Annotated in this window: 16 protein-coding genes; 5 read left to right on the top strand and 11 right to left on the bottom strand. The window is 41.9% G+C overall.

Translation table 11 applies throughout. The features are described 5' to 3' along the window. Positions 1-5 precede the first annotated feature (5 nt). The 4 genes from MKX34_RS11305 to MKX34_RS11290 all read right to left on the bottom strand — a co-directional run bounded on the left by MKX34_RS11305 (position 6) and on the right by MKX34_RS11290 (position 5,207). The gene (locus MKX34_RS11305) at positions 6-1,610 is read right to left on the bottom strand and encodes an extracellular solute-binding protein (RefSeq protein WP_051491642.1); all 1,605 of its coding nucleotides are present in this window, start codon (positions 1,608-1,610) and stop codon (positions 6-8) included. A 45-nt stretch (positions 1,611-1,655) separates the two neighbouring features. Continuing rightward, positions 1,656-2,579, bottom strand: coding sequence for a carbohydrate ABC transporter permease (locus MKX34_RS11300; protein WP_076105383.1), 924 nt, complete (start codon positions 2,577-2,579; stop codon positions 1,656-1,658). A gap of 17 nt (positions 2,580-2,596) precedes the next feature. Next, complete coding sequence (locus tag MKX34_RS11295; protein ID WP_036689753.1) at positions 2,597-3,520, bottom strand: ABC transporter permease subunit; 924 nt, start codon at positions 3,518-3,520, stop codon at positions 2,597-2,599. Between the two features lie 82 nt (positions 3,521-3,602). After that, the gene (locus MKX34_RS11290; protein ID WP_076105382.1) at positions 3,603-5,207 is read right to left on the bottom strand and encodes an extracellular solute-binding protein; all 1,605 of its coding nucleotides are present in this window, start codon (positions 5,205-5,207) and stop codon (positions 3,603-3,605) included. Between the two features lie 313 nt (positions 5,208-5,520). Here MKX34_RS11290 and MKX34_RS11285 point away from each other — a divergent pair, with 313 nt between their 5' ends. Together MKX34_RS11285 and MKX34_RS11280 are read left to right on the top strand one after the other, a co-directional pair. Continuing rightward, entirely contained in the window at positions 5,521-7,188 is a 1,668-nt protein-coding gene (locus MKX34_RS11285) for a sensor histidine kinase (RefSeq protein WP_143759070.1), read from the top strand. Between the two features lie 14 nt (positions 7,189-7,202). After that, on the top strand, positions 7,203-8,813 hold the full coding sequence (locus MKX34_RS11280) for a helix-turn-helix domain-containing protein (protein ID WP_036689748.1): 1,611 nt from the start codon (positions 7,203-7,205) through the stop codon (positions 8,811-8,813). 565 nt (positions 8,814-9,378) lie between these two features. Here MKX34_RS11280 and MKX34_RS11275 read toward each other — a convergent pair. Next, entirely contained in the window at positions 9,379-10,473 is a 1,095-nt protein-coding gene (locus MKX34_RS11275) for a glycosyltransferase family 2 protein (RefSeq protein WP_038570004.1), read from the bottom strand. Positions 10,474-10,654: 181 nt separating this feature from the next. On the opposite strand from MKX34_RS11275, the gene MKX34_RS11270 reads away from it, so the two are divergent. Together MKX34_RS11270 and thiD are read left to right on the top strand one after the other, a co-directional pair. Continuing rightward, positions 10,655-11,536, top strand: coding sequence for a DUF4850 domain-containing protein (locus MKX34_RS11270; protein ID WP_076296310.1), 882 nt, complete (start codon positions 10,655-10,657; stop codon positions 11,534-11,536). A 131-nt stretch (positions 11,537-11,667) separates the two neighbouring features. Then, positions 11,668-12,480: a bifunctional hydroxymethylpyrimidine kinase/phosphomethylpyrimidine kinase gene (gene thiD / locus MKX34_RS11265; RefSeq protein WP_036689743.1), complete on the top strand. Its 813-nt coding sequence runs from the start codon at positions 11,668-11,670 to the stop codon at positions 12,478-12,480. A 198-nt stretch (positions 12,481-12,678) separates the two neighbouring features. Here thiD and MKX34_RS11260 read toward each other — a convergent pair whose 3' ends face one another. The 6 genes from MKX34_RS11260 to MKX34_RS11235 all read right to left on the bottom strand — a co-directional run bounded on the left by MKX34_RS11260 (position 12,679) and on the right by MKX34_RS11235 (position 19,882). Continuing rightward, positions 12,679-14,022: a glycoside hydrolase family 30 beta sandwich domain-containing protein gene (locus MKX34_RS11260; RefSeq protein ID WP_076296309.1), complete on the bottom strand. Its 1,344-nt coding sequence runs from the start codon at positions 14,020-14,022 to the stop codon at positions 12,679-12,681. A gap of 63 nt (positions 14,023-14,085) precedes the next feature. Beyond that, positions 14,086-15,723, bottom strand: a complete 1,638-nt coding sequence (locus MKX34_RS11255) for a sugar ABC transporter substrate-binding protein (protein ID WP_038569996.1) — start codon at positions 15,721-15,723, stop codon at positions 14,086-14,088. 55 nt (positions 15,724-15,778) lie between these two features. After that, positions 15,779-16,666, bottom strand: coding sequence for a carbohydrate ABC transporter permease (locus MKX34_RS11250; RefSeq protein WP_036689738.1), 888 nt, complete (start codon positions 16,664-16,666; stop codon positions 15,779-15,781). A 14-nt stretch (positions 16,667-16,680) separates the two neighbouring features. Beyond that, the gene (locus MKX34_RS11245) at positions 16,681-17,622 is read right to left on the bottom strand and encodes an ABC transporter permease subunit (RefSeq protein ID WP_036689816.1); all 942 of its coding nucleotides are present in this window, start codon (positions 17,620-17,622) and stop codon (positions 16,681-16,683) included. Positions 17,623-17,801: 179 nt separating this feature from the next. Continuing rightward, positions 17,802-18,809: a LacI family DNA-binding transcriptional regulator gene (locus tag MKX34_RS11240; protein ID WP_036689737.1), complete on the bottom strand. Its 1,008-nt coding sequence runs from the start codon at positions 18,807-18,809 to the stop codon at positions 17,802-17,804. A 170-nt stretch (positions 18,810-18,979) separates the two neighbouring features. Further along, positions 18,980-19,882, bottom strand: coding sequence for an ArsR family transcriptional regulator (locus tag MKX34_RS11235; protein ID WP_076100771.1), 903 nt, complete (start codon positions 19,880-19,882; stop codon positions 18,980-18,982). A 150-nt stretch (positions 19,883-20,032) separates the two neighbouring features. On the opposite strand from MKX34_RS11235, the gene MKX34_RS11230 reads away from it, so the two are divergent. Further along, a complete protein-coding gene (locus tag MKX34_RS11230; protein WP_076100772.1) occupies positions 20,033-21,538 on the top strand; it encodes an alpha-N-arabinofuranosidase in 1,506 nt (501 codons plus the stop codon). The last annotated feature ends 54 nt before the right edge of the window (positions 21,539-21,592 follow it).

The following is a 21,592-nucleotide window of genomic DNA, read 5'->3' as shown; positions in this document are numbered from 1 at the left end:
TCTTGTTATTCAACGCCGATATAACGGCTGAAAGCATCTGTCCGAATTTTCACCATCTTTTCGAGGCCCATCCCCCGCAGCTGCTTCACATAGTCATCCCACTGCTCGTCAATATCACCTGAGATTATAAATTGAGCACGCATTGTATTGACGTAACTATCAATATCGGTGGTCAAGGTCGGCAGCTCCTGAAACTCTTCTGCAGTGTACATTACGTTAGGGAAAGGTGGTGTTGTGTAGTCACTTCCCAGCTTATCGAGTTGTAGCTTCAGCCCATCTCCGGTTTTGGGATTTAGAAAGATGGTCTTTTCAAAAGCTGGGCTCACATATTTCGGCCCGAAATCCCGGAGTGACTGTTCCCAATACCAAGCATCTGCACTGGTGCCGGTTGGAGGGTCCATCAATGTATACGTACCGTTGTCATTTTTCTTAATCACCGTTCCAATGGCACCCCAGAAATTCTGAATGCTGGCTTCATTGGTATAGAACTGATCCGCCCAGCGTGCTGCAATTTCTGGATACTTGCAGGATATGGTGATCAACAGCTCGTTGCGTTCCAGATTCATCCCATACGGGTTCCCAACGGTGTAGCGCTTCCCGTCTGGTCCAGCAATTGGCGGAATGGTCACATATTGATCACTCCATTTGCCAAACATAGCGTCTGGCGTCCACTGATAAGAGAAGCCTACGATTGGGGCATCCGGATTTAGAAACTTTGCCGATCTCATCGTTTCGTCTTGAGTGAATACTTCTTTATCGAGTAATCCGTCTTTAAATAATTTGCTCTCCCATTTGAGCCCTTCTTTGTACTCTTCTGAAATCGGGTAATAAACCGCATTTCCGTCCTTGACCACCATGAAGTTATTATTCAAATCTGCGATTCCGAAGGGACTGATTAGATCATTACTTAATTCGATAAAAGGAATCTCATCCTGTTTTCCGTTTCCATTCGGATCTTGTTCTTTGAATGCTTTTAGCACGTTATAAAGATCGTCTATCGTATCCGGTACCTTCAAACCCAATTTGTCCAGCCAGGTTTTGTTAATCACAGGCTGACGTGAGCTTTTAGGACGTGAGGGTAATCTTGCAGGCAGCGAGTAGATTTTCCCGTCAGGAAAGGTGCTGATTTTTTTCATTTCCGGTGTTTCTTCCATAGCTGCTTTGAGATTAGGCATGTTGTGCTCAATATAGTCATCTAACGGCCGAAATAAGCTTAAATTATTGACGATATCCGCATCTCCGAAGGTCTGACTCCCTAAAATGATATCTGGAAGTGTGCCGCTGGCCAGCATAATAGACTTCCGTTCACTCCAATCATTGGAGGACATCACCTGCCACTCGATTTTGACATTCGTGTTCTTCTCCAAATCCTTGAGCCATTGATTCTCGGTAAAAGAATCTCCCATGCTGACCCACCGGACAGTGAGTACTTTCAGCGTCACAGGCTTATCCACTATCGGCAATCCTTCTTTGTTAAATTCACCCGGTTCAGTTTCAACAGAATTAATCCCACTGTTCCCTTTACAAGCTGTAAGGCTAGCAAGCAACGTTGTCACTAAAAGAATGACGGTGATTGTTCTATATATCCTGTTTTTTTGTTGCTTTTTCATAACGTTCTTGCTCCCTTACGAATGTTAGTAGAATAGCTGAATGTACTATTCCTTCACTGCGCCGATCATTACCCCTTGGTTAAAGTATTTTTGTACAAAAGGGTACACGCACATGATCGGAACCGTTGCCACGATAATAACAGAATACCGCATCATATTGGCGAGTCGTAGTGCGATTTGCGCAGCTTCCCCGGTTCCCATCCCCGACTGCATCTGATTGGTGATCAGAATATTTCGCAGGATCAGCTGCAAAGGATACATATTAGGATTTTTCAGATAGATCAAAGCATTAAAATATGAATTCCAGTAACCAACGGCGATCCATAGACCCAGCACGGCAATAATCGCCTTCGACAGTGGTAAAACGATCTGTAGAAAATAACGAAGATTTCCACAACCATCGATCTGTGCAGCTTCCCATAAATCTCCCGGAATACTCGACTGAAAAAAGGTGCGGGCAACGATTATGTTAAACACCCCAACGGAGAAAGGCAGTACCATCACCAGAAATGTATCGTACAGATGGAAATCACGGATCGTTAGAAAAGTCGGAATTAACCCCCCATTAAAAAACATCGTAAAGATGAAAAACAGGGAAAGATATTTTCGTCCCACAAGATCCTTTCTGGACAACGCATAGGCCGCAGAAATATTTACAATTAAACCGATTGCCGTCCCTACCACCGTATACATGACGGTATTCCAGTAACCGATCCAAATATTTTCATGACGCAGCAGCTCTTTGTAACCATCGAAGGTGAACCCTTTAGGAAATAACCAAACCTGCCCCCCCGCCACCGCGGAAGGATCACTGAACGAAGCAATGACGATAAAATACAGCGGATAGATTAAGATAACTAGAAAAATTGCTGATATAACATACATCACTATTTCCATTATAGTATCCGAAGAACGATTCTTCTTTATTTTCCCCACATTCCCTTTAGTAACTGTCTCTAAACCTCCCATTTCAATTCTCCTCCCTTCTACCACAAGCTATTTTCGCTTAGTTTTTTAGATATCTGATTGACCATGATCAATAAAATAAAATTAATAACGGTGTTGAATAGGTTGATCGCCGAGGAAAAGCTGTATTGACTGCTGAGCAAGCCAATTTTGTAGACATAAGTAGAAAGAATTTCACTTGAAGTGATGTTCAAGTCATTTTGCATTAGGTACACTTTTTCAAAGCCAACCCCAAGCAGTCCTCCGACCCGCAAAATAAGCAGGGTTATCGCTGTTGGCATCAGCATCGGAATATCGATATAACGAATTTTATGCATCCGGCTTGCTCCGTCTACGGTTGCCGCCTCGTACAAGCTAGGATCAACTGCGGAGAGCGCAGCGATAAAGATAATGCTGTCCCAGCCGACATGCTGCCACACATCCGACCAAACATATACACTGCTGAATAATCCAGCGGAGCCAATCAGATCAGGAGCCTCTTTACCAAAAAGACTATATATATTGCCCAGCAGTCCGGTGCTAGGTGAGAACAAAATCATCATTAAACCCACCATTACTACCGTGGAGATAAAGTGCGGCATATAAGACACCGTCTGGAAAAAACGTCTAAACCGGTTAGGTCTCATCTGGTTAACCATCAACGCCAGTATAATTGGAATCGGAAAGGTAATCAGACTGTACACACTGATGATCAATGTGTTTTTAATCGTTGATGAAAATTGATAGGAATGAAAGAATTTCTCGAAGTATTTGAATCCAGCCCATGGGCTGCCCCCAATTCCCAACGCAGGGCTATAATCCTTGAAGGCAATCAGCACCCCGTACATTGGCTTGTACGCGAATAATAACGTCAGAACTACAGCAGGAAAAAGCAATAGATAGAGACCCCAATTTTGTTTGATTTGTCCGAATTTCCGCCCGAAATGAAGTGGACCAGATTTCATGACATCCCCTCCTTATTTAAAATAGAGAATGCTACCCCACAGCTATCCTGTAGGGCAGCACCTTTTTCGAAAGACGAATAGGTTATTTCACGTTCATATAACGGGTGTAAGCATCCGTGCGAATCTTAACTAACTTTTCAAGTCCCATTTTATTAAGCTTGCTCACATAAGCATCCCAGCCCTCGTCAATTCCGCCTTTGCTAATAAATTGCGCCCGCATAGTATTCACATAGCTGTCGATATCCGTAGTCAAGGTTGGCAGCTCCTCGAACTCCTCAGAAGTGTACATTACGTTAGGGAAAGGTGTTGTTACATATTCACTGCCCAGCTTATCCAGTTGCAGCTTCAGTCCATCTCCACTTTCAGGGTTCAGGACGATTTTCGATTCAAAGGAAGGACTCACATATTTCGGTCCAAAATCACGTAAGGATTGATCCCAATACCAAGCATCTGCGCTGGTTCCAGCAGGTGGATCCATCAATGTATAAGTGCTATCATCGTTTTTCTTAATAACCGTTCCAATTGCACCCCAGAAATTCTGAATACTCGCTTCGTCAGTGTAGAACTGATCTGCCCAACGTGCAGCAACCTCAGGATATTTGCAGGATGTGGTGATCAGCAGCTCATTACGGTTAAGATTCATCCCAATCGGATTCCCGATCGTATAACGTTTACCATCTGGTCCGGCAATCGGTGGAATCGTCACATATTGATCGCTCCATTTTCCAAACACGGCGTCTGGAGTCCACTGGTACGTAAAGCCTACAATTGGAGCATCCGGATTCTGGAACTTAGCCGATCTCATCGTATCGTCCTGAGTGAATACCTCTTTATCTAGCAAGCCTTCCGCATACAATTTATTTTCCCATTTGAGACCTTCTTTGAACTCCTCTGAAACAGGGAAATATATCGCTTTTCCGTCCTTGATGATCATATTATTGTTATTCAAATCGGCAATTCCGAAAGGACTGATCAAGTCATTACCAATTTCAATAAAAGGAATCTCATCTTGTTTTCCATTACCATTCGGATCTTGTTCTTTAAAAGCTTTGAGCACGTTATAAAGCTCATCAATCGTTTCAGGCACCTTCAAGCCCAATTTGTCCAGCCAGGTCTTGTTAATCACAGGCTGACGTGAGCTTTTTGGACGTGCAGGAAGTCTTGTTGGCAGTGAGTAGATTTTCCCGTCAGGAAATGTGCTGATTTTTTTCATTTCTGGGGTTTCTTCCATAGCTGCTTTGAGATTAGGCATATTTTGCTCAATATAATCATCAAGCGGCCGGAAAAAGCTTAGATTATTTACGATATCGGCATCCCCAAAGGTTTGATTTCCCAAGACGATATCCGGAAGCGTGCCACTCGCCAGCATAATCGACTTCTGCTCACCCCAATCATTGGAGGACATCACTTGCCAATCGATTTTGACATTCGTATTTTTCTCCAGATCCTTCAGCCATTGGTTTTGCGTAAAGGTGTCCCCCATACTCCCCCAACGGACAGTCAGCACTTTAAGTGTTACAGGCTCATTCACAATCGGCAGACCTTCTTTGTTATAGCTGCTCGTTTCATTTGTCGCTGCATTATTCCCGTTGTTACCGCCGCAGCCAGCAATTCCAAATACCATCGCAGCCGCCAGCAGACCCACAGTCCATTTCTTTGCAGTTTTTTTCTTACTGTGTTGACTCATCTCTTAATCCCCCATTTCAATTTATCAAAATGCATCTGAATAGCTTTATAATAACTTCTTATTTTTTCGTATTCCGGACACATTAAGACGGTTATCCAGACCTTTGAATTCGCTTACAAAAAATGCAAAAGCTAAATGCTCTACTTGGGGAGATTTAATAACAGTATCCCGACTTCTGTATGTGCTATCCGGACTTTGAGGGAAATCGCTAGCGAGTTCTTATGTTTTTTTCACGCAGAGGTTTTATAATGACTTTATGATCAAAAAAACAGCGAAACACAAAACCTACCCCATTCGCCATTATATAAAAGTCATGATGTTGGTTTCATTCACAGTCCTTATTCTGGATTTAGGAATCAGCATCGCTTCCATTTCCATCGTTAAGCAGCAGTCCACTCGAAATTTGCAGGATACTGCGGCGCTTTACATCAATCGTATTAATCATGATTTTGCCTACATTAATCACTATATGGGCTGGACGCTTGGGAACGATGAGAGCTTACTAACGATGAATACTTACGGGGTCAACAGTATCGAGTTCTTAAAGGCAAATGATAATCTGTTCAAACGCTTTACCGAGCTGCAAAAAAACTACGGGCATGAGTATAACTTCTTCTACTATTTGAAAAATGAGACCTATTTTTTGAATTGCGCACCGATCAGCGTAACCTATACGGATTACAGGGAGCTGAAAAAGAAGATTATTTCTTATATTGATGATAAGGAGATGTACGAGAAGTTTTATTCCAAATGGACGCCTATTCTAGTAAACAACCATTATTATGTGATTAATATCGTGCCCTATTACAATCGCTATTTAATTGGACTGATCTCCGCAGATAATCTGATCCGGCCGCTACGCCAAATTAATCTTGGCGCCAATGGTTATGTTTCTCTAGTAGATGAGAATGAACAGCCTTTAACTAGTCCGATCTCCAATAGCGGAAAGCTAATAACGGAAAATGGGGGATTCTCTAATCTTTTGCAATCGCGTACAACAATCAACAGTGCATTCTCAGACACCACCTTCAGCACCAAAATGGTCATTAAATATGGCATATTCGAAAAAATCATGATTGCCCAGCTGCTTATTATGTTATTGTTCTTCATTGTGACCTCCACGTTATGCATTGTTCTGCTCTTTTTCAAAAAAAGAGTGTTAGGTCCGATTCAAAGCTTCTCCGATAACCTTGCTTTCATTAATGAGTCTGGGCAACCCGCAGATTTCAGAAGCAGTGAGATTATAGAGCTGGAACAGGCAAACACTCAGTTTAAAGGCTTGGTTGAACAAATCAAAACCTTTAAAATCGCTATGTACGAGCAGGAACTGGAGAAACAAAGAATACAGCTGGACTATATGAAGCTACAGATTAAACCACACTTTTTCTTAAACTGTCTGACTAGCATCTATAGCATGGCGCAAATTCATATGTATAAAGAAATTGAAAATATGACGTTGTCTACCTCTAAGTATTTCCGTTACATTTTTCAGAATGGCGAGAATTTTGTCCGGTTGGAGGATGAAATCGAGCATGTCCGAACCTACTTGGAGATTCAAAAGCAACGTTATCAGGACGCATTTATTTATTACATCGAACAAGAGGATCAGGCAGGCAGTGTGGAAATTCCACCGTTAGTGCTGCAAACCTTTATCGAAAATTCAATTAAATATGCGATTTCACGCGAACATGAAGCCGAAATCAGACTTACAGTACAACGATTACAGATGGAGCAGGAAGAAGAAATGCTCGTTATCCAGCTCACCGACACCGGTCCCGGTTTTCCACCTCAAGTGTTAGAGAAACTTAATCTTGGAGAGCCCTTGGATCAAAGTAAAGGTACACAAATCGGCATTATGAATACGCTTAAAAGACTAGAGTACCTATATTTAAAAAGAGCAACCGTTACCTTCTCCAATTTGGAGGGCGGCGGCGCTAGTGTAATCTTATATCTTCCGAAGCTTCCTAATAAATCTAAATGAATGGAGAGCAAACTATGAATGTACTGCTTGTTGATGATGACTTTTATGTTATTGCCGCATTGCAAAAGAAAATTGATTGGGAATCACTACACATTGATACTGTTTATACGGCTAATAATGTCGCTCAAGCACGTGAAATAATAGAAAAGCATTCTGTTCAAATTCTGATTTCAGATATTGAAATGCCACAGGGCAGCGGACTGGAATTACTAGCATGGATTCGCGAGGGAAATTATAGTATTCAGACTATTCTTCTTACCAATTATGCAGATTTCAACTATGCGCAGAAAGCAATCGAATTGCAGAGCTTTGAATATTTCCTTAAGCCCATTGAATTTGACAAGCTGATGTTGATCATCCATAAGGCGGTTACCCAAGCAAAAGAGCAGCAAAAAAACGAAAAAGCCATTCAGGGCGGTTACTTTTGGCAAAAAAATCAGGCGAAGATTCTTGAGCATTTTTGGCGGAAGTTAGTTAGTGGCAGTACATCATTTCCGATTAAATTGTCAGACATCACACATGCCATTGAAGAACAAAACCTCTCCTATCAAATGAGTGATACCCTACAGCCTTTGATATTTAACTTATTCCCTTACAATGGCAGTATGGGAAAAGAAGAAAAGGATCTGTTTGATTTTGCCCTGCTAAATGTATTGTACGAATTGTTTCAGCACCCTTGTTTTACCATCGAAAGCATTCTGGAATACAAAGATTATAACTGGATCGCCATATTAAAATGGAACCAGGCTCCAGATACGCAACTGCTTGAAGCATTATGTGCTTCTTTTATTCAAAAGGCGAATCCTTATTTAAAATGTGATGTCTGCTGCAATATTGGTTTAAACGATAAACTGAGTAATGTGGGGAATGTTCTAAAACAATCCCTGACTATGGATGAAGAAATTACGAGATGCAGAAATCAGACCTTTTTGGTGGAGGCTTATCTGCATCAAAATAAACCGGGCTATACACCACCGGATCTTGCCTATTTGGAAGAACTGCTGAATCAGAATAAATTCACTGCTTTTCTTGAAGAAGTTACACAATATTTAAAGGTCATGCTTAACAATAGAACACTTGAGACCTCTGTCCTTAGCTTGTTCCGTTTAGATGTAGTACAGCTAGTCTATTCATTTCTCAACCTGAAAGGGATAAGATCACACAAATTATACTCTGGCAAAACTAATGATAAATTATCTATGCACTCTTTGGATTCAATCGAGGATATGGAAGAATATCTTAAATACCTTGTCACTACAGCCATGAAATATCGTGACTTTGCTGCCCAGCCTAAGTCCGTCGCAGAAGAAATCAAACAATACATTCATTCACATTACGGCGATGACCTGACCCGAAATGATTTGGCTGAAATTGTCTATCTCAATCCTGATTACCTGGCAAGGATATTCAAACGAGAAACTGGGGTTTCATTAGGCAGTTATGTCATCCACGTCCGAATCGCGGCTGCGAAACATTTATTGGAAACCACAAATATGTCTGTATATACCGTCGCGAACAAAGTTGGCTATAGCAACTACTCCTATTTCTCCAAGCTTTTCAAACAAGAGGTAGGTCTCCCTCCAAACGATTATAAAAAGGAACAACAATACAATCCAGCTTACTAAAAGAGGGTAACCCAGCATCTAGTTCATGGATGCTGGGTTACCCTCTTTGGGATATCTTCTGCATATTAATTACTGTCTACCTTTACTCCTACGCTGCTGATAATGATCCACCTACGAGCTTACTCTTGCGCCCAGTAATCATCTGCCACTCCTTTACTCCTACGCTGCCGGGAATCTTACACCCCTGACTTTACTCTTACATCCAGTAACCATCCACCATGTCCCCCTGCTTCCGGACCCAGATGACGCTATTTGCGCATTTATCGCCTTTTGAGCACAGTTTCGGACTCCAGTGCAACTATTACTGTGATATTGCTCCAAATCGAGTGTGTTTCAGGTCAATAGCGACTATGCGGTCCGTTAGAATTCCAAATGTGGCATAAAGCAGCGTTTAAGGTCAGCTGAGTCCGATAGCTACTTCGTACGCGGAAATCTAATCGAATCTGCGAAGCTTGCCGGGGATCACGGGAAGGTTCCCCACCGCCAGTAATCTTGCAAGCTCCAAAAAACACATAAATGCCCCAGCAGTCATAATCAGAACGGCTGGGGCATCTCTTTTACTAAATTAAGCCTGAAGCGTTACATATTTATCGCCAAGCAGATTTTTGAAATAGGTGCGATTATATAACATACTAGGATGGGATGGATAAAAACTCAACGCCGTTTCATTGTGATGATTCGCCTTCTCGTGTTGGCCGAGACGATCATAACAGAGTGCCAATTGAAGATGCGGCAGCCAGGTATAAAAGATCCCATTCTTCATCCCCATCGAATCGTAATCCCGCGGTAGTTGAATCGCTAGCTCATACCAGTATGCGGCTGGTTGCAACTGGCCTTTTTCCAGCAGAAGTGCCCCCAGTCGGCAACAAAACTCTGAACGTGGTTTATCATACTGCAAGGTTTTACATAACGCTTCAAAAGCACCTTCTTTATCCCCCAGCCGTTCCCGGCATTCGGCAAGCTTTAGGCAAGCCTGGAAATTATCTTCAATCCAGCCCTGCCTACCCGCTAAAAAAATCTCATAGTATTTGCAAGCCTCTTCATTAATAGCATGATCTCTTAATTCATTCGCATAATAATACTGGTCTCTCGGCGAAAACACTTCACCCTGTGCAACTCGTTTTTGATAAATCCGCAAATTACGATCTGTGTATTCCTTATCCTTCTCATGTGTGATGCAGACATCACTACTAAAAGAAGGACCACTTACCTCTAAATACTCATGAACAGGCCCGATCCACTGAAAGTTGCAGCTGCGCCGAACCAGCCTGTTGCGGCGTAAACTAGCTGTGACATTTCCCGCTTCGTCAAAAGCCAGATTATATTGCATGTTCACACTGTGAATATGTCCCGGCAGGATTTCTTTTAGTTTTTTAAAAAGAATCTGATCCTCTTCCTTTATATAATCATCCGCATCAAGCCACAAAATGTATTCCTGAGTAGCTTTGCTAAAGGCAAAATTACGTGCGGCACTAAAATTATCAATCCATTCGAAATCATAAATTACAGCTCCGAAGGACAACGCAATCTCTTTCGTTTTATCCGTCGAGCCTGTATCCACGATAACAATTTCATCTACGAGACTTGCAATGGTAGATAAACATCGGTGCAAGCTTTTTTCTTCATTTCGTACTATCATACATAAACTAATCGTAACCATACTCGCCCTCCTACACGCTTTGTTTGAAATTCTTTCTATATTGATATGCAGGGTTTAAGAAACGGACTCCCGCTCTATCCCGCCCGATCATGAAGAACTTCAGAAATATAAAGGTTATGTAAGAAACTTTCCACTCCATTCTTAGGTCTATATAAGTAAGATCAAAGGAGGTACTGCATATATGAAATCCACACGAAGAGGTGTTAGAAACAGCTGGATCTTAACTTCAATATTGTGCGTCGTAATTGTACTAGTGCTGCTGATTGGATATAAAGGGCTCGACTGGGGAACGCCCACCACACCACCCCCGTCCACCAACGCACAAACTAATAATGAAGCAGATAACGAACCCAGCTCCACTCAAAAAATGCTCGAATTTCCTAGCAGTGATCCCGATAATGGGCAGGTCATCATTCCACTGCATACCACGCTCGCGCAGCTAAATATTGATAGTGGCAGCGAATATGTAAACACAGAAATCCCCCCCATACCTGAAATGACCTTTGCTTTATCTCAAGACATGAAAAACCAAGTAGAAGCAACGCTGGTCTACCGCCCTGATATCGGTGGAGGTTATCTTCTACTCGCTCCTGCCGGATGGCAGGCTACCGCGGTTGTCGGCGCTAACGGTTCTTATGGAGTTACCTTTCAGGATCCGAACCATCCGGAACAAAACATGAACTATTCAGATACGGCTTGGACTTGTATAGGCTGTGCTATCACTGCAATCGGAGCCTATTTCCCGGAAAAAGCCGAATGGGCTGACGCGTTGGGATTTACCATTAATAATCCGCTTAAGTTTAGCGAACAGCATATTTTAGGTACTGCAGGAGCTGAAGCCAGAACGGTCAGATATACGCTTCAAGCAGACGCGAATGGCTATCAGGACGAGGGTGCTGCCTATTACGATAAGGGAGAATGGGGTTATTTATTCCGCAGTATCGGAATACATCAAGCTCAAACATCCCCACAGCAGGAAGTAGTGGAGACCCTCATGAAGTTCTTTACAGATAATCATGGACCGCTCTTCATTGCTGACCCAAACGCAGAGAAGCTGGACTAAGGGTGGGAATTTTTAGAGGAAGGTATTTTCAACCTTGCTCTTGCTTTTAGAAAGACGTAGGTGCTATTTTTTGTTATAATCAATGCAATGCGTTGTTTATGAATTCAGACATATATAAAGGGGACGTAACCATGACTCAAATTATTAAAACTCTAACTATTGCAGGCAGCGACTCCAGTGGTGGCGCAGGCATCCAAGCGGATCTAAAAACATTTGAAGAGTATGGTACCTACGGCTTTAGTGCCTTGACCACTATCGTTACTATGGACCCGGACAACGGCTGGCACCATAATGTTTATCCAATTGATGCCTCCATTGTTGCTGAGCAGTTAAAAACTATTTTCGCTGGTGGCCCGGTTAATGCCATGAAGACAGGTATGCTTGGAAGTGTTGAAATTGTGCGCGTTGCAGAGCAAGCGATCAAAGAAAATCTTCAGACTAATGTAGTTATTGATCCAGTTATGGTGTGCAAGGGTGAAGATGAAGTCTTGAACCCTGACAGCGCTGAGGCTATTCGTGACTTATTGCTACCACTAGCAACTGTGGTCACCCCAAACTTGTTTGAAGCAGGTGTTCTTTCAGGTCTTGGCAAACTTACTACCCTTGAGGAAATGAAAGAAGCTGCCCGTCTGATTCATAAGCTCGGTGCACGTAATGTCGTGGTTAAAGGCGGCAAAGCACTCGGCGGCGATCAAGCGATTGATATCTTCTACGACGGTTCTGAGTACACTGTATTCCAAACAGCCAAAATCGAACCCGCTCACAATCACGGGGCTGGATGTACTTTTGCCGCAGCAATTACAGGCGGTCTAGCTAATGGATTAACGGTTCATGAGGCTGTTGCAAAAGCTAAAGATTTTGTCTCCGCAGCCATTCGTAATGGATTTGCGTTTAATGAATATGTGGGTCCTGTATTTCACGGTGGTTACCGTTTAGAACGTTAGAACTCGCAATCCAATTCACAAAAAATAAATGGCAGTCCAGACGCTGAACTTCAGCTCTGGACTGCCATTTTTATTTACTATTATTGAAAATCCGTAAATTCAAAACTTTGCTTACCGAACATAGATTTTTTATACGATTATTTTCATAAAAAAAGCACCCGAATCAAGATTCGAATGCTTCTGAGCTACGTCCAGCAATTATTTTATCAAAATGGATAAAGCACTTTTTGACGCCAAACGGAAAGATAATTCATCCGCTCCCGGCAAGTTCAAAGCCACATTCTCAGCCTTTTCGCTATCGTTGAACAGAACAACTGCAATAGAGTTATCTGTATTCTTAAAAGCTACTGAGCGAATCACTTCTTGATTGGTGGAGGCGTCAATACGCACAGCCTTCGGACGAATAAATTTACTGAAATGGGCCAGCGCATAATAGTCGAGCGTATACGTAAGCTCCTTGGTCTCTTGGTTGACTGTCACAACACCACGACAAGTACTTTTGCCAAAACCCGGTACGGTTGGGCCGTTCTTTTCATCTAAGGCCATATTCCATAACACAAAGGATTTACTATGATTTCTAAGAATATCAATCCCTGTTCTCATTACATTGGAGAAGGCTTGTTCAAACGGAGGAATCCATTCTCCACCAGAACCTTCTGTAAAATGCACTTCTTTATCAGCATAAGCTTTCAGAACCTCTGATTGCGCTGATGCATTGCCACCATACCAGTGCCAAGCTACACCATCTACTTCATCTTTTGCATAATCGAGCACGGTTAACGGATAATCTGGACGATCCCAGTTGTGGTCGTAGCAGAGAATTTTTGTAGCGATGTTGTGCTTAACAAAGCTAGGCTTCAGGTAGTTTTTAATGAAATCTTTTTGCGCCTCAGGCAACATTAACATACTAGGGTAGTGTTTGGGTTCAAATAAAGGCTCGTTCTGTGGTGTTACAGCATAAGTTGGCAATCTGTGCCCTTCAAAAGCTTGAATATATCGAACAAAATAATCGGCATAAGCCTGATAATATTCTTGTTTAAGTTCTCCAGCAATCATCGATCCGCTAGTCTTCATCCAACCTGGTGCACTCCATGGAGAAGCCATCAGTTTGATCTCAGGGTTAATTTCCAGAGCTTGTTGCAACAAAGGGATAATGTCTGCTTCATCATGTGCGATAGAGAAGTGGGTTAATTCCGTATCCGTTTCCTGTGCAGGTCTATCATCATAGCTATAAATATCTCTAGCATAATCCGATGCCCCCATTGGATTTCTTAATACGGACAAACCAATTCCATCTTGTGCGTCAAAAAGCTTGCTCATGACTTCCTTTTTCTGTTCGTTGTCCAGGACTTGATTAATCAAATAAGCGGATGAATCCGTAAAAGATGCTCCAAAGCCATCCATTTCCTGAAAGGTTTGATTCTCGTCAATAGTTACAGTAGTGGTCGCCTCTGCGTCAGCAATTGGAGTTAATTGTTGCAGACTTTGCTCTACAAACAATGTATTCTCCCCGGTGGATTGATAAATTTTAAGCTCTGGCATGTTGTTTCCCTCCATCTTTCTATGAAGAGGCCCCAGTGAAGGGGCCACATTCTATTTTCTAACTTATTTAAGGCCTAATTTTTCTTTGTTGTTTTTCATTTTTTCAGAACGAACTTCTACAATCTTATCCCAGTTGTTATCATTTAAAAATGTTTTGTAAGCAGCTAAGGTGCTGTCGAATGTAGCATCGTCTTTAGCGCGGATCATACTTACAAGCGTAGTGTTCCAAGTAGTATCAATTGCAGTAAGACTGCGAGCTTCAGGCGTTCCTTGAGCCGGGTTAATGTTTTCAAGAATAAAGTGTGGTTTCAGCTTTCCTTTGCCCCACTCTTGCATTTGTTTAATGGAATCTGCGAATGCGTCGTTACTTAGCGCCTTATCACGGTCATGTCCAAAGAACATAAATTCACCCATCCGGTAATCCTTTTTGAATTTATCGGCATTATTTAATTGCAGGTCTTTGATTTCAGGCAAGAATTCAATTTTACCGCTGTCGTTAACTTTATAGGTTTCTCCTTCAATACCGTAGTTCATGAGCTTTTGTCCTTCGTCGCTGAGCAAATAAGTGTAAATTTGAATCGCTTTGGCAGGGTCCTTAGCCTTTTTAGTAACATAGCTAATCATCCAACCTGTAATTCCTGATTGATTCAACGTTGGTTCATGTCCAACAGTACTTTGTGGGCCATCAATAGCGATATATTCCTTGCCTGGATTTTCTGTCATGAAGATTTGCAGGTTACCACTTTGTTGCGGTGTTCCATCCAAAAGTATTGTTGCATATTTACCGGATTTCACTTTTTCTTCAAAGGCAGTACCGTCATCAGCAAAGCTGTCATCACTGATGTCACCATTTCTGTAGACTTCATTTAACGTTTTCAACCACGTCAAGTAATCCTCATCCAGGTTACGGTTGTAGAATTCGCCATTTTCAGTTTCCATCGGCACTCCGATGAAGTCCTCCAATACATCTCCCAAAGAACCAGTGCCTGAACCAATGGAGTTAAAACCAAAAGGAATCATGTCCGGGAATTGCTTTTTGATTTGTTGCATTACACTCTTGAATTCTTCAGGAGTTCCAAAGCTTGGTTTTCCAATGGCCTCGTAAACATCCTTGCGGATGACAAAGGCTGTTTTGGCAGGGATGTTACCGCTATCATAATCGTTTTGCGTATTGGAATAGTTAGGGTATCCATAGGTCTTGCCATCAGCTAACTGGAACCAGTTCATCGTATCTTTTTCTGCAACTTTATTGAAATAAGGATCATATTTATCTGCCAGATCATTCAAAGGCAATGCCCATGTAGCAGCTTTTTGTACGACTGGAGAGTTGGAATCAAAAATAGTCAACAGGTCTGGCATTTCACCGCCGGCAAAAATCGTATTTAGCTTAGTGTCATCGCCTGTAATGAATTTAATGTTGATGTTTAAATCCTCTTTAATTTTCTTGGTGACAAGGTCTTTTCCGAAATCAGTATTCCACCAGTCTGCATTCACGTACCAAGTCAGATCTGTTGTCTCTTTTTTTGTATCCAGCTTCCATGCCGGTGTTTCCGGATCTATAGTATAACGGCCTTCAATGGAGCTTAACTCTTTACTGGAGCTGTCAGAATTACCTTTCGATCCACAACCTGTAAATACTAATACAACAGCCATAAGTGCCGTACAAAGTTTGAGTCCTTTTTTCCCAAATGCTTTGTTCATCTTTTATTTCCCCCTAAAATGTTTTGTAAGTATTCACTACTTGGAGATTTACTTACTATTCCTTCACCGCCCCCATCATCATGCCTGAGATAAAGTACCTCTGTAATATTGGATACATCACAACAATCGGCAAAGTTGTAATGACAATTGTTGCTAGTTGAACCCCTTTAGTCGTAGTTTCGATAATCGCAGATCCACCCACATTTTGCATGGATTGTGTTTGCGACTGAACAATGATTTCATAGAGCTTCATCTGCAGCGGGTAGAGCGATTGATCGGTAATATATAACTTGGTGGTCATAAAGTCGTTCCACTGCCCAACCCCGTTAAATAACGCAATGGTGGCCATAGCCGGCATGGAAAGAGGGATAAAGATTTTTAGGAAAATGCGCCAGTCACCTGCACCATCAATTTTGGCTGACTCTTCAAGTGAATCCGGTACATTTCTGAAGAAGTTCATTAGAATAACTACATCATAATAACTGAACAAGGCCGGGATAATATAAACCCAGAAGCTGTTTAAGAGGCCTAATGATTTAATCAATAAATACGTAGGGATCATTCCACCAGAGAAAAACATAGTGATTACACCCATGGCAACATACAGCTTACGTCCACGTATGTATTTCTTACTCAAGCCATAACCGATCATGGCACAAAAGAATACGTGGGTAATGACACCAATAAATGTTTTGGCAAGCGATACTACGAATGCTAAACCAATGGTCTCATCTTGAAATACAGCACGATAATTTTCCAAGGAGAACTCTGGAGACCAAAATATGAATCCGCCTTCCGCAAGCGCCTTGCCCGAGCTTAAAGAGGATATGACTACATTCCATAAAGGAACGACAATAATGATTGTACAAATACAGAGCAGGATAATATTTAAGGTATTAAAGATTCGACTATCGAGATCTTCTTTAGCCACCGTACGATTCACAGAAATGCCTCCTTCTACAGAACTGATTGATTATCATTTAATTTACTGGATACTTTGTTGGCGCTAATCAGTAGGATGACTGAAACGATGGAGACACCTAAACCAACAGCAGTAGCATAAGAGAAGTCACCTTGCGTCATACCCATACGATACACATAAGAATTAATGACCTCCGCCTTAACGCGGTTCTGAGAATTCATCAATACCAGGGTTTGATCCAGATTTGATCCTAATAAACCGCTTACAGTGAGAATCAGATTTAAACTGATAATCGGTTTCATGTTAGGAAGCGTGATATTCCAAATTTGTCTCATACGGCTTGCGCCATCTATTTTGGCAGCCTCATAATAAGTAGGATCAATTTTCGACATAATGGCTAAGTAGAGAATCGTTCCCCAACCAGCCTCTTTCCAAATATCGGATAACGTTGCAATCCACCAGTATTTATTCGCATCAAGCAAAATATTTACCGGTTTCGAAATCAGTCCCAAACTGAGCATAATCTCATTAAACATACCGGATGAGGAAAACCAGGCAATCAGCATCCCGCCGAGAACGATCCAGGACAAAAAGTGTGGTAAATAAGAGATGGTTTGCACTATCTTTTTAAAGCGTCCACCACTTAACTCGTAAATCATTACGGATAAAATAATAGGAATAACAAACCCTATGGCTAATTTCAGAAAGCTGATCCCTAATGTATTGACTACAGCGTCCCAAAAATATTTATCAGATAAAATAATTCTGAAATTATCGAGCCCTACCCAAGGTGCAGAATCGAGTGTATCAATTACGGTGTAGCTTTTAAAAGCAATCGTCAATCCGTAAATCGGAATAAAACAAAAGATAATCATAAAAATAATTCCCGGGATGACCATGGATTGAATTTCCCATTGTCTCTTATAATCAATTACAAATTCTTTGACCCTCTGCCCCATAGGCTTTTTCCCGCTCATTGGATTCTTTCCGTTTGTTGGCACTACGGCTAATTTATCCACTTTTTCTTCTCCCCTCCAAATCATGATCCCCAAACAATAAAAACGTTTTTATTTTTTTGAAAAAAAAACCCTCCCAAAACAACAAAATTTTAAAAAATGATCGGGTGAAATCTTGAACCCATTACATATATGTGTTCTTACCGACCAATCTTTACTTGACTAGAACCTCTTACGACTAATTCACCCGCCAATTTCATCATCTCGCCCTGTTCCTTCTTCTGGATCATGCGAACTAGGTGATTAATAGCCAAAATACCCTGTCTAGCAATTTGATTTCTTACCGTAGTTAAAGGCGGTGAGAAATACTGCGCAATATCAATATCATCAAACCCCATAACGCTAACATCTAGCGGAACTTCGTATCCATGCGATTTCAAAGCTTGAATACATCCAATTGCACTCAAGTCGTTCCCTGCTAAGAAGGCATCAGGTATTTTATCAGGACTATAGTGAAGGAAAGATTTTATAGCGTTGTAAGTGCTTTCTTCCTCAAAATATCCTTGTATAATATACTCTTCATGCGTGGGTAGCTGATACTGACGCAAAGCAGCTAAGTATCCTTCTCTCCGCTGAACACTGTCGTACATCTCATCCACACCAGATATGTAAGCAATCTTTTTATGCCCTAGACTGATTAAATATTTGGTCGCTTCAAACCCCGCTTCAAAGGAATCAAAAATCACGCTTCCCATCGTGTCGTTCTTAAGCGGCCGATCCAGAAATACAGCCTTGATCTTGTCTTTCACCATTGCGGCAATTTCTTCTTCGTCTATTCTCAGCTCTTCGTAGATAATGACACCATCCACTCGCCGGCCTAGAATATTGCTCATAATCACTTGTTTATCCTTGGTAACAAATACATTCAGCCCGTAACCTAGTCGATCACATTCACGCGACATGGACTCGACCAGTTTATAGAAGTATGGACCCGACACACTTGTTGTGAAAAAACCCAGCATTTTGGTTTTTCCGTTCCTTAGGAGCTTACCGTTTAGGTTAGGAACATAATTTAATCGCTTCGCAACCTTAAGAACATGTGATTTGGTCTCCGGGTTCAATACATCTACGTCATTTAGCGCGTTGGAAACCGTAGAAATGGAGACTCCAGCCTCTCTGGCAACATCTTTGATCGTTACCTTTTCCATAATGATTCAATCTTCCTTTACGAATAAAAACGTTTTTATAGATTTAAATTAACATAAAAACGTTTTCATTACAATATATTTTTTATATTTATTTTATCAGAGGTAATAATTGGTACACAAGCTTAAATTTTCTACAGAATCTTATAAACACTTTACCTGCAAACTCGAAATCATTCGTAATACACTCTAAACATAATGTCTTGCTCGTAGTTCCCAAATCCACGGCCATATATGGTTAGTCCGCCTCTTCTCCGTCCGCTATTCTCTGCCGTTAAACGAAAGGTCCACTGATCCTGCTCTACTCGTACATCCTCCAAGGTAATATCTGAGATTTGCTGCCCATCCACAAAGGTTCCACCTGCATTAATCCGCAGAACCTTAAGCAAACCATATTGGTTAACATCCGAACGCCACCAAATGGGATTTAATCGTCCTCTAGTGAGGCCAAAGTCGCCCGGACTAGTCCATTTCCCTAAATCCTGTCCATTCATCATAAAGCCGATATCCGACGGCCACTTCTCATTTACATGTGGAGCTTCGGAACCTATTTCCAGTGAAATCTCAATCTCTTGCACCACTTGATCTTGAAATAGATAATTTGGAATCTTGTACTCGATAGAACCTTTCGCAAACCATACAATGCCGGCATTCACCCGTTCCGGGTCCAGAAAATAACGTGGATCATCATAATAGCCGATCAGTTTCTCAGTAGTAGCAATCCCGCAGGTAGGTAAAGCCTGAATATCGGTATATTGCCCTACAGGGATAGACACCTCAACCACCTTTCTGGCAACTCCACGGGAGCCCGATAATTTAATCTGCAGGTAATTCGCAGACAAAGAACAATATTTATAGGTCCCTCCATTTACTCGTCTCATTTTAGAACTGATCAGGCCTGCTTTTTGCAGCTTTGCTACATGAGTACTAACAATTGCACTACTAAGATAGAGCTCCGCTGCCAGCTCTTTGATGTGCATCTCTCTGCGGTCCAGAAGTTCAATAATTCGCAGCCTAACTTCACTTGCCAGTGCTTCATACACCTGCAAGGATTCAGAATCTGTGGTTAAGTACATTTCAACGTCTCCTATGCTTATTGAATTAGTATTTTAACGAATCCTAAATTAATTCATTGCTTATTATAAGCTAAAATCAGTATCATGTAATCATAAAACAATTACTTAATTAGTGAAACCATTAATTCAACTAGAGGGAGCTGTACACTCATGCCGATTAAATCGACAATGATTATTGACAAAGATTTCAGACTAGCTGAAGTAGACCCGCGGATCTACGGCTCATTTATCGAACATTTAGGAAGAGCAGTTTACGGTGGGATTTATGACCCGGGTCACCCTACTGCGGATCAGAATGGTTTTCGGAACGATGCCATCGAAGCTATTCGTGCCCTAAACGTTCCTATCATCCGTTATCCTGGAGGAAACTTTGTATCCGGTTACAATTGGGAAGATGGGGTTGGACCCAAGCATGAACGCAAGCAATCTCTTGAATTAGCTTGGTGGACCACAGAAACCAATCAAGTGGGTACCAACGAATTTGCAGATTGGGCTAAGCTCGTAGGCAGCGAAGTCATGATGGCAGTTAACCTTGGAACACGCGGCATCGATGCAGCTAGAAATCTAGTAGAGTACTGCAATCATCCTTCCGGTTCCTACTACAGTGACCTGCGGATCTCTCATGGGTATAAAGAGCCCCACGCTTTTAAGACCTGGTGCCTCGGAAATGAAATGGATGGTCCGTGGCAGATTGGAGCTAAAACCGCGGTCGAATATGGCCGGTTAGCGAACGAAACTGCAAAAGCTATGCGCTGGGTCGATCCAACGCTTGAGCTTGTGGCTTGTGGCAGCTCCGGCAGCGGCATGGACACTTTTGCCGAGTGGGAAGCTACCGTGCTTGATCTTTCTTATGATAATGTGGATTATTTATCACTGCATACGTACTACAATAACAACAATGACGACACGCCTAACTTCCTAGCCCGCTCCATGGATTTGGATCATTTCATCAGCAGTGTGGCTGCCACCTGTGATTATGTTCAAGCGAAGAAAAAGAGCAAAAAGAAAATAAATCTGTCGCTCGATGAATGGAATGTATGGAAATCACAAGGCAGCAGCCGTGCCGAACAACACTGGCAGATCGCACCGCCAGAATTCGAAGATGTGTACACACTTGAAGATGCACTTGTTGTGGGCTGCTGTCTTATTTCATTATTGAAGCATGCTGATCGTGTGAAAATGGCCTGCTTAGCGCAGCTGATCAATGTTATCGCCCCAATTATGACTGAAAATGGCGGACCGCTTTGGCTGCAGACTACTTATTATCCGTACCTGCATGCTTCCCTTTATGGTCGTGGAACCGTACTTCACCCGCTGATTTCCAGCCCTAAATACGATTCCAAAGATTTCACTGATGTGCCTTATTTGGAAGCCATTAGTGTATACAACGAGGAACTGAATGAAGTAACCGTCTTCGCTGTAAACCGCCATTTATCCGAAGGACTAGAGCTCGACGTGGATCTGCGCAGCTTCAGTTCCGTAAACATTATTGAGCATATTGTACTGGAACATGAAGATATTAAAGCTGTAAATACCAAATCCAATCCACATAATGTGATGCCTAGCCAAGGCAAAGCCGTTGTTGAGGGTGGACATGTAAAAGCCCTTCTCGCAAAAGCTTCCTGGAATGTGATTCGACTGCGTGTGAACGGCTAAGTTAACTTGTAATAGTCATAGAAACGCCCCCATGAATCTTTAATAAGCCTTAGA

Source organism: Paenibacillus sp. FSL R5-0636 (assembly GCF_037974255.1).
GTDB lineage: Bacteria > Bacillota > Bacilli > Paenibacillales > Paenibacillaceae > Paenibacillus_AQ > Paenibacillus_AQ odorifer.
Note: the sequence above shows the minus strand (reverse complement) of the source record. Positions and strands in the feature narration are given on the sequence as shown.

What these genes read in the sequence shown, in the direction of transcription:
- MKX34_RS11305 (WP_051491642.1), bottom strand. Translation starts at nt 1,610, where the DNA reads ATGAAAAAGCAACAAAAAAACAGGATATATAGAACAATCACCGTCATT.
- MKX34_RS11300 (WP_076105383.1), bottom strand. Translation starts at nt 2,579, where the DNA reads ATGGGAGGTTTAGAGACAGTTACTAAAGGGAATGTGGGGAAAATAAAG.
- MKX34_RS11295 (WP_036689753.1), bottom strand. Translation starts at nt 3,520, where the DNA reads ATGAAATCTGGTCCACTTCATTTCGGGCGGAAATTCGGACAAATCAAA.
- MKX34_RS11290 (WP_076105382.1), bottom strand. Translation starts at nt 5,207, where the DNA reads ATGAGTCAACACAGTAAGAAAAAAACTGCAAAGAAATGGACTGTGGGT.
- MKX34_RS11285 (WP_143759070.1), top strand. Translation starts at nt 5,521, where the DNA reads ATGATGTTGGTTTCATTCACAGTCCTTATTCTGGATTTAGGAATCAGC.
- MKX34_RS11280 (WP_036689748.1), top strand. Translation starts at nt 7,203, where the DNA reads ATGAATGTACTGCTTGTTGATGATGACTTTTATGTTATTGCCGCATTG.
- MKX34_RS11275 (WP_038570004.1), bottom strand. Translation starts at nt 10,473, where the DNA reads ATGGTTACGATTAGTTTATGTATGATAGTACGAAATGAAGAAAAAAGC.
- MKX34_RS11270 (WP_076296310.1), top strand. Translation starts at nt 10,655, where the DNA reads ATGAAATCCACACGAAGAGGTGTTAGAAACAGCTGGATCTTAACTTCA.
- thiD (WP_036689743.1), top strand. Translation starts at nt 11,668, where the DNA reads ATGACTCAAATTATTAAAACTCTAACTATTGCAGGCAGCGACTCCAGT.
- MKX34_RS11260 (WP_076296309.1), bottom strand. Translation starts at nt 14,022, where the DNA reads ATGCCAGAGCTTAAAATTTATCAATCCACCGGGGAGAATACATTGTTT.
- MKX34_RS11255 (WP_038569996.1), bottom strand. Translation starts at nt 15,723, where the DNA reads ATGAACAAAGCATTTGGGAAAAAAGGACTCAAACTTTGTACGGCACTT.
- MKX34_RS11245 (WP_036689816.1), bottom strand. Translation starts at nt 17,622, where the DNA reads ATGAGCGGGAAAAAGCCTATGGGGCAGAGGGTCAAAGAATTTGTAATT.
- MKX34_RS11240 (WP_036689737.1), bottom strand. Translation starts at nt 18,809, where the DNA reads ATGGAAAAGGTAACGATCAAAGATGTTGCCAGAGAGGCTGGAGTCTCC.
- MKX34_RS11235 (WP_076100771.1), bottom strand. Translation starts at nt 19,882, where the DNA reads ATGTACTTAACCACAGATTCTGAATCCTTGCAGGTGTATGAAGCACTG.
- MKX34_RS11230 (WP_076100772.1), top strand. Translation starts at nt 20,033, where the DNA reads ATGCCGATTAAATCGACAATGATTATTGACAAAGATTTCAGACTAGCT.